This is a genomic window from Aurantimonas sp. Leaf443 (genome assembly GCF_001425575.1).
GTDB lineage: Bacteria > Pseudomonadota > Alphaproteobacteria > Rhizobiales > Rhizobiaceae > Leaf443.
Genome location: NZ_LMRD01000009.1, coordinates 193,974 through 210,742 on the forward strand (window position 1 = coordinate 193,974; position 16,769 = coordinate 210,742).

Annotated in this window: 17 protein-coding genes; 6 read left to right on the forward strand and 11 right to left on the reverse strand. The window is 68.2% G+C overall.

The window, feature by feature from the left end:
- Positions 1 to 3: 3 nt before the first annotated feature.
- Positions 4 to 1,500, reverse strand: coding sequence for a bifunctional ADP-dependent NAD(P)H-hydrate dehydratase/NAD(P)H-hydrate epimerase (locus ASG48_RS14385; protein WP_055851156.1), 1,497 nt, complete (start codon positions 1,498 to 1,500; stop codon positions 4 to 6).
- 260 nt (positions 1,501 to 1,760) lie between these two features.
- On the opposite strand from ASG48_RS14385, the gene ASG48_RS14390 reads away from it, so the two are divergent.
- Positions 1,761 to 2,099: a P-II family nitrogen regulator gene (locus tag ASG48_RS14390; RefSeq protein ID WP_055851386.1), complete on the forward strand. Its 339-nt coding sequence runs from the start codon at positions 1,761 to 1,763 to the stop codon at positions 2,097 to 2,099.
- A gap of 54 nt (positions 2,100 to 2,153) precedes the next feature.
- On the forward strand, positions 2,154 to 3,563 hold the full coding sequence (gene glnA, locus ASG48_RS14395; RefSeq protein ID WP_055851158.1) for a type I glutamate--ammonia ligase: 1,410 nt from the start codon (positions 2,154 to 2,156) through the stop codon (positions 3,561 to 3,563).
- A gap of 225 nt (positions 3,564 to 3,788) precedes the next feature.
- Here glnA and ASG48_RS14400 read toward each other — a convergent pair whose 3' ends face one another.
- On the reverse strand, positions 3,789 to 4,832 hold the full coding sequence (locus tag ASG48_RS14400; protein WP_055851161.1) for a glutamine synthetase beta-grasp domain-containing protein: 1,044 nt from the start codon (positions 4,830 to 4,832) through the stop codon (positions 3,789 to 3,791).
- Positions 4,833 to 4,913: 81 nt separating this feature from the next.
- Positions 4,914 to 5,228: a hypothetical protein gene (locus ASG48_RS18380; RefSeq protein WP_156381615.1), complete on the reverse strand. Its 315-nt coding sequence runs from the start codon at positions 5,226 to 5,228 to the stop codon at positions 4,914 to 4,916.
- A 71-nt stretch (positions 5,229 to 5,299) separates the two neighbouring features.
- Here ASG48_RS18380 and ASG48_RS14405 point away from each other — a divergent pair, with 71 nt between their 5' ends.
- A complete protein-coding gene (locus tag ASG48_RS14405) occupies positions 5,300 to 5,500 on the forward strand; it encodes a DUF2735 domain-containing protein (RefSeq protein ID WP_055851165.1) in 201 nt (66 codons plus the stop codon).
- Between the two features lie 50 nt (positions 5,501 to 5,550).
- Here the strand turns inward: ASG48_RS14405 and ASG48_RS14410 are convergent, their stop codons facing one another.
- Together ASG48_RS14410 and glyA are read right to left on the reverse strand one after the other, a co-directional pair.
- Positions 5,551 to 6,480 carry a glutaminase gene (locus tag ASG48_RS14410; protein ID WP_082529496.1) on the reverse strand — a complete coding sequence of 310 codons (930 nt, stop codon included), beginning with the start codon at positions 6,478 to 6,480 and terminating at the stop codon, positions 5,551 to 5,553.
- A gap of 67 nt (positions 6,481 to 6,547) precedes the next feature.
- The gene (gene glyA / locus ASG48_RS14415; RefSeq protein ID WP_055851171.1) at positions 6,548 to 7,813 is read right to left on the reverse strand and encodes a serine hydroxymethyltransferase; all 1,266 of its coding nucleotides are present in this window, start codon (positions 7,811 to 7,813) and stop codon (positions 6,548 to 6,550) included.
- 253 nt (positions 7,814 to 8,066) lie between these two features.
- Here glyA and parE point away from each other — a divergent pair, with 253 nt between their 5' ends.
- The 3 genes from parE to ASG48_RS14430 all read left to right on the forward strand — a co-directional run bounded on the left by parE (position 8,067) and on the right by ASG48_RS14430 (position 12,569).
- The gene (parE, locus tag ASG48_RS14420) at positions 8,067 to 10,106 is read left to right on the forward strand and encodes a DNA topoisomerase IV subunit B (protein ID WP_055851174.1); all 2,040 of its coding nucleotides are present in this window, start codon (positions 8,067 to 8,069) and stop codon (positions 10,104 to 10,106) included.
- Between the two features lie 53 nt (positions 10,107 to 10,159).
- Positions 10,160 to 10,792 carry a hypothetical protein gene (locus ASG48_RS17995; RefSeq protein ID WP_082529485.1) on the forward strand — a complete coding sequence of 211 codons (633 nt, stop codon included), beginning with the start codon at positions 10,160 to 10,162 and terminating at the stop codon, positions 10,790 to 10,792.
- Positions 10,793 to 11,018: 226 nt separating this feature from the next.
- A complete protein-coding gene (locus ASG48_RS14430) occupies positions 11,019 to 12,569 on the forward strand; it encodes a DEAD/DEAH box helicase (protein WP_055851177.1) in 1,551 nt (516 codons plus the stop codon).
- On the opposite strand, the gene ASG48_RS18000 is transcribed toward ASG48_RS14430, so the two are convergent.
- From ASG48_RS18000 to sufD, 6 genes are all read right to left on the reverse strand, one after another.
- Positions 12,482 to 12,991, reverse strand: a complete 510-nt coding sequence (locus tag ASG48_RS18000) for a TfoX/Sxy family protein (RefSeq protein WP_280138019.1) — start codon at positions 12,989 to 12,991, stop codon at positions 12,482 to 12,484. The genes ASG48_RS14430 and ASG48_RS18000 overlap by 88 nt on opposite strands.
- 19 nt (positions 12,992 to 13,010) lie before the next feature.
- Positions 13,011 to 13,385: a Fe-S cluster assembly scaffold SufA gene (gene sufA / locus ASG48_RS14435; protein ID WP_055851180.1), complete on the reverse strand. Its 375-nt coding sequence runs from the start codon at positions 13,383 to 13,385 to the stop codon at positions 13,011 to 13,013.
- A gap of 97 nt (positions 13,386 to 13,482) precedes the next feature.
- Positions 13,483 to 13,836, reverse strand: coding sequence for an SUF system Fe-S cluster assembly protein (locus tag ASG48_RS14440; RefSeq protein ID WP_156381623.1), 354 nt, complete (start codon positions 13,834 to 13,836; stop codon positions 13,483 to 13,485).
- Positions 13,837 to 13,912: 76 nt separating this feature from the next.
- Entirely contained in the window at positions 13,913 to 15,160 is a 1,248-nt protein-coding gene (locus ASG48_RS14445) for a cysteine desulfurase (RefSeq protein ID WP_082529497.1), read from the reverse strand.
- The gene (locus tag ASG48_RS14450) at positions 15,153 to 15,533 is read right to left on the reverse strand and encodes a glyoxalase (RefSeq protein WP_055851189.1); all 381 of its coding nucleotides are present in this window, start codon (positions 15,531 to 15,533) and stop codon (positions 15,153 to 15,155) included. Before ASG48_RS14450 ends, ASG48_RS14445 begins: the two co-directional genes overlap by 8 nt.
- Positions 15,530 to 16,768 carry a Fe-S cluster assembly protein SufD gene (gene sufD, locus ASG48_RS14455; protein WP_055851192.1) on the reverse strand — a complete coding sequence of 413 codons (1,239 nt, stop codon included), beginning with the start codon at positions 16,766 to 16,768 and terminating at the stop codon, positions 15,530 to 15,532. The genes ASG48_RS14450 and sufD overlap by 4 nt, the downstream gene beginning before the upstream one ends.
- Position 16,769: the final 1 nt, after the last annotated feature.

Genomic DNA, 16,769 nt, shown 5'->3' on the forward strand with positions numbered 1-16,769 from the left:
GCGTCAGCCCAGTTCGGCGTGAACCTGCGGCATCAGCCCCGGCAGGTCCTCGGCGATGAGGCCGGGGCCGAAGCGTTCCGCCGCCCGCCCATGCATCCACACGGCCGCGCAGGCCGCCTCGAAGGGCGGCGTGCGCTGCGCGAGAGCGGCGGCGACGAGGCCGGACAGGACGTCGCCGGTCCCGGCCGTCGCAAGCCAGGGCGTGCCCGTCGCGTTGATCGCGGCGCGACCGTCGGGCGCCGCGATTACGGTGTCGGCCCCCTTGAGCACGACGACGGCGCCGGCGCGCCGCGCCGCCTCCCGCGCGCGATCCGTCTTCGCCATGCTCCGCGCGACGGAGAGATCGGGGAACAGGCGCTTGAACTCGCCTTCATGCGGCGTCAGCACGAGGGGCGCATCGCCCCGCGCGGCGAAGAGCGCGGTCGGCTCACCCGCGAAGGCGGTGATGCCGTCGGCATCCAGCACCAGCGCGCGCCCGGCCGCCATGACCGCCGCGGCATAGGCCCTTGCCGGTTCGCCGGCGCCGAAGCCCGGCCCCAGAACGAAGGCGTTGAAGCGCTCGTCCGTCAGATGCCCGGCGAGTTCGGCCACGTCGTTGCAGCGCTTCAGCATGATCGCGGTGAGATGCGCCGCATAGGCGAGGACGGCCGATCCCGGCGCGAAGACGCTGACGAGCCCTGCCCCGCCGCGCAGCGCCGCAAGGGCCGAGAGACGCGCGGCGCCCGTGCGGGCGGTCGGCCCGCCGAAGACGACGGCGTGGCCGCGGTCGTATTTGTGTCCGGCCGCCTGCGGCCGGCGCAGCGCCTGCGCGAAGAGGCGCGGCTCGTTCCGGAAGGTCTGCGGCGCGATCTCGTCGAGCACGGCCGCGCCGATCCCGATCTCGGCGATCTGCAATGTCCCGCAATGGTCGCGGCCCGGCTGCAGGAGATGGCCCGGCTTGGCGCGGAAGAAGGTGACCGTCGCGTCCGCCTCCACGGCGACGCCCAGCGCCTGCCCGCTCCCGCCGTGAAGGCCGCTCGGCAGGTCGATGGCAAGCACCGCGACCGCGCTTGCGTTCAACCGCTCGATCGCCGCGCGCGCCGCGCCCTCGGGCGGGCGCGCAAGTCCGGCGCCGAAGAGCCCGTCGACCACGAGCGCGAAACCGTCCGGCCGAAACTCCGGAAGAGACCGAACGCCGCCCGTCCAGGACCCTGCCGCGAGCGCCGCGTCGCTGCCCTCGCGGGGCCTGCCGAGGGTGAAAAGCGCGACCTCGCGGCCTGCCTCCGCGAGACGGCGCGCCGCGACATAGGCGTCGCCGCCATTGTTACCGGGCCCGGCGAGGACGGCGACGGGACCCGCGGCCGCGAGCGCTTCGGCCGCCATGGCCACCGCCGCGCCCGCGTTTTCCATCAGCGCGATGCCGGCGGTGCCGGCCGCGATCGTCAGGGCGTCGGCACGCGCCATCTCGTCCGGGGTCAGGAGCGCGACCGCGTTCGGGTCGAAGGTCTGGCGGCGTTTCATCGATCGATCCTCAAGGGGGCACCGCCGTTGGAGACCGCGCGGGCGGGCTGGCCGGCCAGGGCCGGTCCGTTCGGGCTCCCCGGCCAAATTGAGAGGCCGGGAAGGCGGCTTGCCTGTTGCCCGCCCTTTGCGAAAGTCCTATCCCAGACGAGGCCGCGGGTGCGTTTCGGGAGAGGCGGTGCCCCGGCTCTTCGGAACCGGCGCGGCAGGAGGCCGGACGGCGTGCCGAACGGTGGCATCAACGTCGAGAAGGAATGTCGATGAAGAAGGTGGAGGCGATCATCAAGCCCTTCAAGCTCGATGAGGTGAAGGAAGCTCTCCAGGAAGCCGGCCTGCAGGGCATCACGGTCACCGAAGCCAAGGGTTTCGGCCGGCAGAAGGGCCATACGGAGCTCTATCGCGGCGCCGAATACGTCGTCGACTTCCTGCCCAAGGTGAAGGTCGAGGTCGTGCTGCCCGACGAGGCCGTCGCCGCCGCCGTCGAAGCCATCCGCAAGGCCGCCCAGACGGGCCGCATCGGCGACGGCAAGATTTTCGTGTCCAACATCGAGGACGCCGTGCGCATCCGCACCGGCGAGGCGGGTCTCGACGCGATCTGAGCGTCCCGCATCTCGGTTTTTCAAGAACAATACGTATCGATAGGAAGGATCCGCATGACGAGCGCCAACGACATCCTGAAGCAGATCAAGGACAACGACGTCAAATTCGTCGATCTCCGCTTCACGGACCCCAAGGGCAAGATGCAGCACGTGACGATGGACGTGTCCATCGTCGACGAGGACATGTTCTCCGAAGGCTCGATGTTCGACGGCTCGTCGATCGGCGGCTGGAAGGCGATCAACGAGTCGGACATGGTCCTCATGCCCGATCCCGAGACGGCCTACATGGACCCGTTCTTCGCCCAGTCGACCATGGCGATCGTCTGCGACATCCTCGATCCCGTGTCCGGTGAATCCTACAACCGCGACCCGCGCGGCACGGCCAAGAAGGCCGAGGCCTACCTGAACCAGTCGGGCATCGGCGACACGGTCTATGTCGGCCCCGAGGCCGAGTTCTTCATCTTCGACGACGTGCGCTACAAGGCCGACCCCTACAATACCGGCTTCAAGCTCGATTCGACCGAACTGCCCTCGAACGACGACACCGAATACGAGACGGGAAATCTCGGCCACCGTCCGCGCGTGAAGGGCGGCTACTTCCCCGTCCCGCCGATCGACAGCTGCCAGGACATGCGCTCCGAGATGCTCTCGGTGATGGCCGAGATGGGCGTCGCCGTCGAGAAGCACCACCACGAGGTGGCCGCGGCCCAGCACGAACTCGGCATCAAGTTCGACACGCTCGTGCGCAACGCCGACAAGATGCAGATCTACAAATACGTGATCCATCAGGTCGCCAATGCCTACGGCAAGACCGCGACCTTCATGCCCAAGCCCATCTTCGGCGACAACGGCTCGGGCATGCATGTGCACCAGTCGATCTGGAAGGGCGGCAAGCCGACCTTCGCGGGCAACGAATATGCCGGCCTTTCCGAGAGCTGCCTGTTCTATATCGGCGGCATCATCAAGCACGCCAAGTCGCTGAACGCCTTCACCAACCCGTCGACCAACTCGTTCAAGCGCCTGGTTCCGGGCTACGAGGCGCCGGTCCTGCTGGCCTATTCGGCCCGCAACCGCTCGGCCTCCTGCCGCATCCCGTTCGGCCAGTCGCCGAAGGCCAAGCGCGTCGAGGTCCGCTTCCCCGACCCGACGGCGAATCCCTATCTCGCCTTCGCCGCCATGCTCATGGCCGGCCTCGACGGCATCAAGAACAAGATCCACCCGGGCGAAGCCATGGACAAGGATCTCTACGACCTGCCGCCCGAGGAACTGAAGGAAATCCCGACCGTCTGCCGCTCGCTGCGCGAAGCGATGGAGAGCCTCGACGCCGACCGCGACTACCTGAAGGCCGGCGGCGTGTTCGACGACGACCAGATCGACGCGTTCATCGACCTGAAGATGGCCGAGGTCCTGCGCTTCGAGATGACGCCGCACCCGGTCGAGTTCGATATGTACTACTCGGTCTGACGACCGAACCGGACGGCGGGCACATCGCCGGCTGGTCCTGAAACAGGGAGGCCGGGGCCGCGGACGACGATCCGCGGCCCCGGCCTTTTTCATGCCCGTCTCGCGCCGCGCAGGCCCGGCCGAAAGCGATCTGCGCGCGGGACGCCGCGCATGCAAAAGCCCGCCGCCTCGAAAGGCGACGGGCTTCAGGGGAGGACGATGCGACGCGCCGGGCGCCGCGATGCGTCAGGCGGCGACGGAGACCTTGGCTTCGCCGGTATCGACTGACGCGATGGTCTTCAGGATCTGCGAGGCGATCTGGTAGGGGTCGCCCTGCGAGTTCGGACGGCGATCCTCGAGATAGCCCTTGTAGCCGTTGTTCACGAAGGAATGCGGCACGCGGATCGAGGCGCCGCGGTCGGCCACGCCGTAGCTGAACGTGTGGATCGACTGCGTCTCGTGCTTGCCGGTCAGCCGCAGGTGGTTGTCGGGGCCGTAGACGGCGATGTGGTCGGCACGGTTCTCCTCGAAGGCGGCCATCAGCTTCTCGAAATACTCCTTGCCGCCGGTCTCGCGCATGAAGGTGGTGGAGAAGTTGGCGTGCATGCCCGAGCCGTTCCAGTCGGTGTCGCCGAGCGGCTTGCAGTGGTACTCGATGTCGATGCCGTATTTCTCGGTCAGGCGCTCCAGCAGGTAGCGGGCCATCCAGACTTCGTCGGCCGCCTTCTTGGAGCCCTTGCCGAAGATCTGGAACTCCCACTGGCCCTTGGCCACCTCGGCATTGATGCCCTCGTGGTTGATGCCGGCGGCGAGGCAGAGGTCGAGATGCTCCTCGACGATCTCGCGGGCGATGTCGCCGACCTTCGAATAGCCGACGCCGGTGTAATACGGGCCCTGGGGAGCGGGATAGCCGCTCTCGGGGAAGCCGAGCGGGCGGCCGTTCTGGTAGAAGAAATATTCCTGCTCGAAGCCGAACCAGGCGCCCTCGTCGTCGAGGATGGTGGCGCGCTTGTTGGAGGCGTGCGGTGTGACGCCGTCCGGCATCATGACCTCGCACATGACGAGGACGCCGTTGGTGCGGGCGGGATCGGGATAGACCGAAACGGGCTTCAGGACGCAGTCCGAGCTGCGGCCCTCGGCCTGCTGCGTGGACGAGCCGTCGAAGCCCCAGAGCGGCAGCTGCTCGAGCGTCGGGAAAGCATCGAATTCCTTGATCTGCGTCTTGCCGCGCAGGTTCGGCACCGGCGTGTAGCCGTCGAGCCAGATGTATTCGAGCTTGTACTTGGTCATCTCAAAATCCCTCATGAGCAGACGAAACGAACATTTTCAGCCCGGCGACCCCGACGTTCGCTCGGACCGGGTGAATGATCGTCAGCTGTCAGACCCTATGCAGGACGTGTGCCAGATGGAGCGTCCGCCGCCCCGCCCCGCGAGCGGCGGTGGAACGAACGTCGCCCGGCGCGGTTGGCCTTTCGGCAGTTCGAGCGACGGGTCGGCGTTCGAGAGCGCGTTGCGCTGCAATAAACGGCGTTTTCGGGTGCGTTCGAGCCGCGCGCGGACGCCATCCGTGGCCGCCAAGCGGAACGGTGAGCCTGTCGAAGGAAGAAAATCGCGGTCTTCGCTGGTCAATCGGTGAGCATCCGCACGGCATTTCAGGCGCTTCGCGACTGCCTGTTTTTTGCCCATATTGCGCAAACTTCGCGCAGACCTAATATGATCGGGAAAGCCGGTCCCCACCGGATCCGAGGACGACGATCATGGCCAACCTTCACGGCGAGCAGCAGACCGAAAGCAACGTGTTCCAGTTTCCGCTGCGCAAGCGACTGGCCGCGCGCGGGCCCCGCACGATCGACCTTCTGGAAGAGGTCCGGGCCTATCCGGCCTGCGACGCGGCGTCCGGCGACGGCTGGTATCACCTGGCGGCGATCAAGGACGGCGAGCGCGGCTCGCATTCCTGAGGGAGGGCCGGCCCGCGGCCGCCGCTCGGCGGCGCGTTCGGACGCTCCCCTCAAAGGCCGAAGATCGACAGTCCCAGCCGCTTCGTGAGCTTCTCCAGCGCGATCCGCCCGAGATGGGAATTGCCGGAGTCGTCGAGACCCGGCGACCAGACGGCGATCGAGGCCCGGCCCGGAACGACGGCGAGGATGCCGCCGCCGACCCCGCTCTTGCCGGGCAAGCCGACCCGGTAGGCGAATTCCCCGGACCCATCGTAATGGCCGCAGGTCAGCATCACCGCGTTGATGCGCCGCGCCCGCTCGGGCTGCACCACCTGATAGCCCGTCGCCGGATTGCGGCCGGAATGGGCGAGGAAGCGGCCCGCCATGGCGAGCTGCCGACAGCTCATGGCGATGGCGCAGTGATGGAAATAGACGCCGAGCGTGAAGTTCACGGGGTTCTGGATGACGCCGAAGGACTTCATGTAGTTGGCGAGCGCCATGTTGCGGTAGCCGGTGCGCTGCTCGGACGCGGCGACCGCGGCGTCGATCGTGATCTGGTTGTCGTCGGCGAGGAAGCGCATGAAACGCAGGATTTCGCCGAGCGCCTCGCGCGGCTGGTGGCCGTTCAGGATCGTGTCGGTGACCGCGATGGCCCCGGCATTGATGAACGGGTTGCGCGGGATGCCGTGTTCGTTCTCCAGCTGCACGATCGAGTTGAACCGGCTGCCGGAGGGCTCGCGCCCCACGCGGCTCCAGAGCCTGTCGCCGACCATGCCGAGCGCGAGGGTGAGCGTGAAGACCTTGGAAATGCTCTGGATCGAGAAGGGCGCATCGCAATCGCCCGCCGCCGCGACATGGCCGGACGCGTCGACGACCGCGATGCCGAAGGCGGACGCGTCGGCCCGCGCGAGTTCGGGAATGTAGTCGGCGACGCGGCCCCGGTCCGGACGCGTGCGCATCTCCTCGGCGATCTCCGCCACGACGCGGTCGAGGTCCTTGATCCCTGCGTTCATCGTCCCGCCCCTCGCCCGACGCCGCGCCACCGGCACGCGCGGCCCTGACAGTCGTTCAGTCGCGATAGATCGGGAAGCCGGCGCACATCTCGCGAACCTCGGTCGCGATACGGGCAAGCCCCGCCGTCTCGCCCGGCGCTTCGACCACGGCGGCGATCCAGCCGGCGATGGTCTCGAACTCGGCCTTCCCGAAGCCGCGCGCCGTCCCGGCGTTCGAGGACAGGCGCAGGCCGGAGGGCGCCTCCGGCGGCTTCGGGTCGAAAGGGATCTGGTTCTTGTTCACCGCCAGTCCGGCCGCTTCCAGCGCCTTGGCGACGGTGCCCCCGTCCGTGCCCTTCGGCGTCAGGTCCACCAGCATCAGGCCGCAATCGGTGCCGCCCGAGACGAGCCGAAGCCCGCGCCCCGCGAGCCCTTCGGCGAGGCTGCGCGCATTCTCGACCACCGCCTGGTTATAGGCCCCGAAGCCGGGCTCCAGCGCCTCGCCGAGCGAGGCGGCCTTGCCCGCCACGACATGCATCATCACCGACCCCTGGACGCCCGGGAAGATGCCGTGATTGATGCGGTCCGACAGGCTTTCGTCGTTCCACAGGACCAGCCCTCCACGCGCGCCGCGCAGCGACTTGTAGGTCGTCGTCGTGACGACATGGGCGTGCGGGAACGGGTGGGGGTGCAGGCCCGTGGCGACGAGCCCGGCGAAATGCGCCATGTCGACCATCAGGAGAGCGCCGACCTCGTCGGCGATGCGGCGAAGCGCTTCGAAATCGATGGCGCGGGGATAGGCCGAACCGCCCGCCACGATCATCTTCGGCCGATGCTCCCGGGCGAGCGACGCGATCTCGTCGAGATCGAGCCGCTCCGTCCGGCGGGAGACGCCGTAGCGCACGATCCTGTAGTCGCGGCCCGTCAGCGTCGCCGGATGGCCGTGGCTGATATGGCCGCCAGCCGCCACGTCCATCGAGAGAATGGTGTCGCCGAGCTTCAGGAGCCCCAGGAACACGCCGGCATTGGCGTTCGAGCCCGAATGCGGCTGCACGTTGGCGAACCGGCAGCCGAAGAGCCGGCACGCCCGCTCCACCGCCAGCGCCTCGATCGCGTCGGCATAGTCGGCACCGCCATAGTAGCGGCGGTAGGGCAGGCCTTCCACGGTCTTGTTGGTGAGGACCGAGCCCTGTGCCGCGAGCACGCGCCGCGAGACGAGGTTCTCCGAGGCGATCAGCTCGATCCCGTCGCGCTGGCGCGCCAGTTCGCCCGAGATCGCCGCGGCAAGAGCGGGATCGCCCTCGAGGCCGACGGAGAAATAGCCTTTCTCGACCTCGTACATCCCGCAACCCCGAATCGCATTCCGTTCGCTGCGATCGAGATTACGGGCTCCGCCCGTCCTGTCGAGTGCGACGCGGCACGTTCGTCGCCGAGTCCGGGGGCCTCGCTCCCGAAGGCCGCTGCAAACCGGCAACGCCGGGGTCGAGACAGGTGGTCCGGCACCCCCGCCCGCTTGAAGAACATTTCGTGAAAGTATAGGCGTTGGACATGGTTCTTGCGCTGCGATCCCCCTTCCACGAGCGGTTGGAGAAACGATGAGCGCCGACGATCTCTTCGCGTCGGCCGCGGCCGCTGGTGCCGTGCGCCAGGCCCGGCCGAGACCCGCCGCAAAGGCACCCTCGCCCGCCTCGAACGCGCGCGAGCCGGCGGACTACACGGCAGCGGACATCGAGGTTCTGGAGGGGCTCGAGCCCGTCCGACGCCGTCCCGGCATGTATATCGGCGGCACGGACGAGAAGGCGCTGCACCACCTCTTCGCCGAGGTCATCGACAATTCGATGGACGAGGCGACGGCGGGCCATGCCAATTTCATCGAAGTGGCGCTCGAGGCGGACGGAACGCTCGCGGTCAGCGACAACGGCCGCGGCATCCCGATCGACCGCCATCCCAAATATGCCGACAAGTCGGCGCTCGAAGTCATCATGACCACGCTTCATGCCGGCGGAAAGTTCGATTCGAAGGTCTACGAGACCTCCGGAGGCCTGCACGGCGTCGGCATCTCGGTGGTCAACGCCCTGTCGGAGCATCTGGAGGTCGAGGTCGCGCGCAATCGCCGCCTCTACCGCCAGACCTATGCGCGCGGCGCCGCGACCGGACCGCTGCAGGATGTCGGCGAGGTGCACAACCGGCGCGGCACGCGCGTGCGGTTCCGGCCCGATCCGCAGATCTTCGGCGCCGGTGCGCGCTTCGAGCCCGCGCGGCTCCTCGGCATGGCGCGCTCCAAGGCCTATCTCTTCGGCGGCGTCGAGATCCGCTGGTCCTGCGACCCCTCGCTCCTCGATCCGGCCGGCGACATCCCGCCACGCGCGACGTTCCACTTTCCCGGCGGGCTGAAGGACTATCTCGACGCCACGCTCGGCGCCGAGCAGCGGGTCACCTCGCAGATCTTCGCCGGGCGCACCGAGAAGGTGACCGGGCACGGCGCCGTGGAATGGGCCGTGTCCTGGACGCCCGCCGACGGGTTCGTGCGCTCCTACTGCAACACCATCCCGACGCCGGAGGGCGGCACCCACGAGGCCGGTCTGCGCTCGGTCCTCCTGCGCGGGATCAAGGCCTTCGCGGAAGTGTCCGGCAATCGCCGCGCCTCGATCGTGACGGCCGACGACATCATGGCGACGGCTTCGGCGATGCTCTCGGTCTTCATCCGCGAGCCGGAATTCGTCGGCCAGACCAAGGACCGGCTCGCCACGGTCGAGGCGCAGCGCATCGTCGAGGCCTCGATGCGCGACAGTTTCGACATCTGGCTCGCATCCTCCCCGCAGGATGCGGCGCGGCTGATCGACTGGGTGGTCGACAGGGCCGACGAGCGCCTGCGCCGCCGCCAGGAGAAGGAGGTCGGGCGCAAGAGCGCGACGCGCAAGCTGCGCCTGCCCGGCAAGCTCGCCGACTGCTCGCAGTCGGGCGCGGCGGGGGCCGAGATCTTCATCGTCGAGGGCGATTCGGCGGGCGGTTCGGCCAAGCAGGCGCGCGACCGCGCGCGCCAGGCCATCCTGCCCCTGCGCGGCAAGATCCTGAACGTCGCGAGCGCCGGCCGCGAGAAGCTCGGCGCCAACCAGCAGCTGTCCGATCTCACCCAGGCACTCGGCTGCGGCACGCGCTCGAAATACCGGCAGGACGATCTGCGCTACGAGCGCGTGATCATCATGACCGACGCGGATGTCGACGGCGCCCATATCGCCTCGCTCCTCATCACCTTCTTCTTCCAGGAGATGCCGGAGCTCGTTCGCGGCGGCCATCTCTTCCTCGCCGTTCCCCCGCTCTACAAGCTCAGCCAGGGCGGCAAGACGGTCTATGCGCGCGACGACGCCGACCGCGAGCGCATCATCGCGCGCGACTTCAAGAGCCGCGGCAAGGTCGAGATCTCCCGCTTCAAGGGCCTCGGCGAGATGCTGCCCGCGCAGCTGAAGGACACGACGATGGACCCGCGCAAGCGCACGCTCCTGCGCGTCGTTCTCGACGAGGCACCGGAGGCCGGCACGTCCGGCGCGGTCGATGCGCTGATGGGCAACCGGCCGGACGCGCGCTTCCGCTTCATCCAGGAACGCGCGGCCTTCGCAGAAGACCTCGACATCTGATCGTGACGCGGCCAAACGATTGGCCGAAGGGACAGCCCGAAGGAACCCCGTCTTTGAAACTGCCGATCTCCACCTCCGCCGGCCTGATGCTGGCGCTTGTCCTGGCCGCCCCCGCGCTGGCCGCCGGCCCGGACACCGGGTCGCCGAGCCTTGCCGCGCCGGCACCGGCGACGCCCGCGCCGCCGGCGACGCCCGCCGTACCCGACGCGCCCGCCTCGCCGCAGGCTCCGGCTCCCGATGCCGCGCAGGTCACCGCGCCCCCGGTCGCCGCGGCGCCCGTGCCCGCCGATGTGGATGCCGCCGACGCCCGCAAGACGGCGGAAGGACTGCCGGCCTCCGTCGAGGACGTGCAGATCGTCGCGTCCTGGAGCGAAGGCGAGGATTCGGGCGTCTGGCGGACCGTCATGGTGCGCTCGGCCAGCGACCCCGGAAAGTATCGCTTCTTCCTCCAGCAGCTGCGCGTCCAGGACGGCCGCGCCAGCTTGAAGTCGACCGAAGAAGTGAAGGAAATCAACATGATCGAGGGCGCCGTCGTCGGCTACCGGGCGGACGAGCCCGATCCCGCCGCCCCGTCCAGCCTGACGCTGTTCTTCGAGATCATGCCGGTCGACGGAGAGATTCCCGAGACCTACCAGCTGTTCTACACGCCGGGCGAGCCTTATCGGTTCGGTCCCGCCAGCAACTGAGCGATCGCGGCGCCAGGCAGGACGCTTCGTCATCCTTTCGTCGCCTTACGGAAGGCATGATGAAGTCGAACGCCGCGCCGCGAATCGCGGCCTCTTTCAACAAGAACTTGGCAACCCCATCTGAGCCACGGTCTTGACTCGGCGCCATCATCCGGCCTATCGCCCCTATGCGGGGTCCGGACTGGCTGTGGAGCGACCGCTCCCGTAACTCAAGAGAACAGAGCGCTTGACACTATTTTCCGAACTCGGCCTCAGCGCCAAGGTCACGGCGGCCGTAGAGGCCGCAGGCTACAGCCAACCCACGCCGATTCAGGAACAGGCCATTCCGCATGCGCTGCAGCGCCGAGACGTGCTCGGCATCGCGCAGACGGGCACCGGCAAGACGGCGTCCTTCGTTCTCCCGATGCTGACCCTTCTGGAGAAGGGCCGCGCCCGGGCGCGCATGCCGCGCACGCTGATCATCGAGCCGACGCGCGAACTCGCCGCGCAGGTCGAGGACTCGTTCAAGAAATACGGGCTCGACCAGAAGATCAACGTCGCCCTCCTCATCGGAGGCATGTCCTTCGACGAGCAGGACAAGAAAATCGACCGCGGCGTCGACGTCCTCATCGCGACGCCCGGCCGCCTGCTCGATCATTTCGAGCGTGGCAAGCTCCTGATGACCGGCGTCGAGATCCTCGTCATCGACGAAGCGGACCGCATGCTCGACATGGGTTTCATCCCCGATATCGAGCGCATCTGCAAACTCCTGCCCTTCACCCGCCAGACCCTGTTCTTCTCGGCCACGATGCCGCCGGAGATCACGCGCCTCACCGAACAGTTCCTGCAGAACCCGGTGCGCGTCGAAGTGGCCAAGCCCGCCTCGGCCGCCACGACCGTCGAGCAGCGCCTCGTCGCCACGCGGTCGGAGGATTTCGACAAGCGCTCGACGCTGCGCAAGATCCTGCGCGAGCAGGAGGATCTCACCAACGCGATCATCTTCTGCAATCGCAAGCGCGACGTTTCGCTGCTCTTCCGCTCGCTCGAGAAGCACGGCTTCTCCGTGGGCGCCCTGCATGGCGACATGGACCAGCGTGCCCGCATGGCGATGCTGCACGGGTTCCGCGAGAACAAGATCCAGCTCCTCGTCGCGTCCGACGTCGCCGCGCGCGGTCTCGATATTCCGGCGGTGAGCCACGTCTTCAACTACGACGTGCCGATCCATTCGGAGGACTATGTCCACCGCATCGGCCGCACGGGCCGCGCCGGTCGGTCCGGCAAGGCCTTCACTCTCGTCACCAAGTCCGACCGCAAATATCTCGAGGCGATCGAGAAGTTGATCGGCTCCACCACCGAGTGGCATGACGGGACGCTCGCGGACCTGCCGGTCGGCGAGGAGCCCGAGGAGCGGCCGGGTCGCCGCAGCGCCAGCGGTCGCAAGGTCTCGCCGCGCCGCGGTTCCAACACCCGCAGCACGCGCAACCGCGACGAGGCGGAGGCCGCCGAACTGGCGACGGACGCAAAGGCCGTCGAAGCACAGCCGGCCGAGCCGGCGCCCATGCGCGAGCAGCGCCCTGCCCCGGTGCGTTCGGTCGAACGCCAGCCGGAGCGGGACCGTCAGCCGGAGCGTCAGCCGGAGCGCGAGCGCGCTCCGATCTCGGCGGAACGCTCGAATCCGCCGCGTGGCGGCCGCCCGTCGCATGCGCCGCATCACCGCTCGCGCAACGACGACGGCCCCTCGCCGGTCGGCTTCGGCGACGACATCCCAGCCTTCATGCTGATCGGAACGGGCGCCTGACACGGTTGCAGGCGGCCTGAGCGGGTCTCGAGGCGGTCCATCGATGAAGCCGGTCCGTCATGCGGGCCGGCTTTTGCGTTTGACGCCGTTTGAGCCCTGGAGCGGCCTGCGGCCCGCTTCGAGCCCGCTCGTGCGGCTGCGTCGACTGCGAGCGCCGCATAGCGCGCCATCGCATCGGGATCGTCCAAGGCTCGGTCGGGCAGGCTGTGACAGGGCCTGGCCACCGCCGCGCGTCCTTCACGGGCGTAGGTCCAGGGAAGGCCCCCGGCCGCTTCGAAAGCAGCCGTCCTCGTCGCATCGGACTTCAGATAGAGCGCGTCGCGCAGGACGAGCGCGATGATGCGCCCGTCGCTGTAGATGCCCTTGCGGCCGAACATCCCGCGAATCGACATGGGTCCGATCGAGGAGAAGAGCTCCTCGATCGTCGCGTCGTCCGTGAGGTCAGGCGTGGGCCGCCAGAGCGGCGGGGTCGGCCGGCTTCAGTTCGACCGACTCGCCACAGCCGCAGGCCGAGGTCTGGTTGGGATTGCGGAAGGTGAAGCCCGAGCGCAGGACGGTCTGTTCGTAATCCATCTCGGTGCCGAGCAGGAACATGACCGCTTCCGGCGCGACATAGACGCGCGCGCCGTCCCGCTCGACCGTATCCTCGAAGGGCTTGGCCTCGGTCGCGAGATCCACCGTATATTCCATGCCCGCGCAGCCGCCCTTCTTGATGCCGATGCGAAGGCCGAGCGCGTCGCCGCCTTTGACGGAGACGATATCGCGCACCCGCTGCGCGGCAGCGTCGGTCATGCTCATCACGGCGAAACGGCTCATCGGAGACTTCCTCGAATAGAAATCGGCCACGGTTCGAAGATGGCGTGGCCGATCATGCTTCGCAAGACGGATGCGGAAACGGTTTCGGTCCGTCGGCTCAGTACCAGCCGACGGCGACCTGCGCTTCCTCGCTCATGCGTTCGGGCGTCCAGGGAGGATCGAACACGAGTTCGACCCTCACGATGCCGACGCCGTCGACAGAACTGACGGCATTCTCCACCCAGGTCGGCATCTCTCCGGCGACGGGACAGCCGGGCGCGGTCAGCGTCATCTCGACATCGACATTGCGCTCGTCGTCGATGTCGATCTTGTAGATCAGGCCGAGCTCGTAGATGTCGGCCGGGATCTCCGGATCGTAGACCGTCTTCAGCGCCGCCACGATATCGTCGGTCAGGCGCGTCAGCTCGTGGGCGGGGATCGCGCTGGGCGAGACCGCCTCGCCCGAGGCCATCGCGATGTTGGCTTCGGCCGTGTCGTCGTTCGCCACCGCCGGCGCCGTCTTCACGTCGTCCGTCATGGTGTCTCCCTCACGCAAAGAACCGCCTCGCCTTTTCCAGTGATTCCGCCAGGCGGTCCACCTCGGCGAACGTGTTGTACATACCGAACGATGCCCGGCATGTGGAGGTCGCGCCGAACCGCTTCAAGAGCGGCTGGGCGCAATGGGTGCCGGCACGCACCGCGACGCCCTCGCGATCGATCACCATCGACACGTCATGGGCATGGATCCCCTCCAGGTCGAAGGAGATGATCGCGCCCTTGCCCGGGGCCTCGCCGTAGATGCGCAGCGCGTTGATCGCCCGCAGGCGCTCGGTGGCATAGGCGAGGAGGCGATGCTCGTGCGCGGCGATCGCCGGACGGCCGATGCGGTCCATGTAGTCGAGCGAGGCGGCGAGCCCGATCGCCTGGACGATGGGCGGGGTGCCTGCTTCGAACCGGTGCGGCGGCGCGTTGTAGGTGACGCGCTCCTCGCTCACCTCGACGATCATCTCGCCGCCGCCGTTGAACGGGCGCATGCGCTCCATGATCTCGCGCCGCCCGTAGAGGACGCCGATGCCCGTCGGCCCGTAGACCTTGTGGCCTGTGAAGACATACCAGTCGCAGCCGATGTCCTGAACGTCCACCGGCAGATGCACCGCGCCCTGGCTGCCGTCGACGAGGACGGGAATGCCATGGGCATGGGCGAGCGCCGTCACGGCCTTCACATCGACGACCGTGCCGAGCACGTTGGACATATGCGTCGTCGCGACGAGCCTGGTGCGCGGCGTGATCGCCTTCTCGAAATCCGCCAGCGCGATCGAGCCGTCCTCGGCGACCGGCACGAAGACGAGCTTGGCACCCTTGCGCTCACGCAGGAAATGCCAGGGCACGATGTTGGAATGATGCTCGGCGAGCGTCAGCACGATCTCGTCGCCCTCGCCGATCTCCTGCATCGCATGGCCGTAGGCGACGAGGTTGATCGCTTCCGTCGCCGAGCGCGTGAAGACGATCTCTTCCGGGCTTGCCGCGTTCAGGAACCGCGCGACGGTGCCGCGGGCCGCCTCGAAGGCGTCCGTCGCCTTGTTGGAGAGATAGTGGAGGCCGCGATGGACGTTCGCATACTCCTGCGTATACGAGCGCGTGATCGCGTCCAGCATGGCCTGCGGCTTCTGGGCCGAAGCGCCGTTGTCGAGATAGACGAGCGGTTTGCCGTAGACCTCGGTCGAGAGAATCGGGAAGTCGCGGCGCACCGCCTCGACGTCGTAGTCGCCGGCCGTGCCGGTCAGGGCGTCAGCCATCATAGGACATGAACTCCAGGAGCGATCCGTCGGGATCGCGGAAATAGACGCTCGACCCTTCGCCGCGCGCGCCGTTGCGCTTCACGGGTCCGAGTTCGATCGGCACGCCGCAATCGGCGAGATGGGCGATCGCGCCGGCGATGGGGCCATGCCAGCGGAAGCAGAGGTCGCTGTTGCCGGGCATCACCGGCACACGGGCCACGGGCGTCGCGGCCTTGCCGGGTCCGTGGCAGTTCAGCTGCTGCTCACCGAAGCGGAGGGCGAACCCGATTTCGAGCGGCACGAGTTCGGCCTTCACAACGGTCTGGTAGAACGTGCCCGACCGCGCCCAATCCGAGACGTGGATCACGCAATGGTCGAGCGAAACGGTCATCGCGTCCGCACCAGCCAGGCGTCGATGCGCGCCATCAGCGCCTCCTCTACGGCCTCGTCCTCGATCTCCTCGACGACTTCGGCGACGAAGGCCTTCACCAGAAGCGCATTCGCCTCCGCTTCGGGAATGCCGCGCGACATCAGGTAGAAGACGTGATCGGCATTGATCTCGCCGGCCGTCGCGCCGTGCCCGCACTGCACGTCGTCGGCGAAGATCTCGAGCTCGGGCTTGGCCGAGAAGTCGCCCTCGTCCGAGAGAAGCAGCGAATTGCAGGCCATGCGGGCATCGGTCTTCTGCGCGCCCTTCGACACCTTGATCATGCCCTGGAACACGCCGTGGCCGCCGGTGACGACGTTTCGGAACGTCTCCGTGGCGCTGGTATGGGGCACGCGGTGGTCGAGCGTCGTCGTCACGTCCACATGCTGGCCGGCGGCGAGGAGATTGACGCCGCGCATGGCGATCGCCGCGCCCTCGCCGACCGTGGCGCTGTGGACCTCGTAGCGCACGAGCGCGCCACCGGCATTGAGCACGAAGAGGCGGAAGGTGGCGTCCGCCCCGACCGAGACGTTCAGCTGGCCGAGATGCGTCTCGCCCGCCCCCTTGCCCTGATCGACGACCCAGAGGACATTCGCCCCGTCGCCGATCGTCAGCGTGGAAACGCCGGACGAAAGCGAGCCCGCGGCGCCCTCGCTGAGCCGCTCGACGATCGTCGCGGAGGCGCCGGCGCCGATCGTGACGGTGGCCAGGGCATGCGAGCCGCCGTGGCCGGGCGTCGCGCGCAACTCGATCGGGGCCTCGACCGCGGCCCCGTCCGCGACCGCGACATCCACGGCGCCGGCGCCGAAGGCGGCGTTGACGAGCCGCACCGTGTCGATCGGACGGTCGAGATGGTTGGGCGAATGGCTCCAGTCCGCCGACGCGCTCGGCGCCGACAGCGTCACGCCCTCGATCGGGTTGAAGCTCGAGGATCCGACCTCGACGACATGCGCGCCGGTCACGAAGGGCGCCACCAGGGTCGGCTCACCGGCGCTCTCGCCGGTCGCTGCGGGAACGCGGCCGAGGAGCGAGCGCAGGTCCGTGTAGTGCCAGGCCTCGACGCGCCGCGTCGGCAGGCCGTCGCGCTTCAGGGCCTCCACGGCCTCGGCGCGGCCGGCGGAGAGCGCCGTGCCGGCCTCGGCCCGCTCGATCAGCGCCGTCTCGGCATTGGTGCGGGTTCGCAAGGGGACGACGGACATA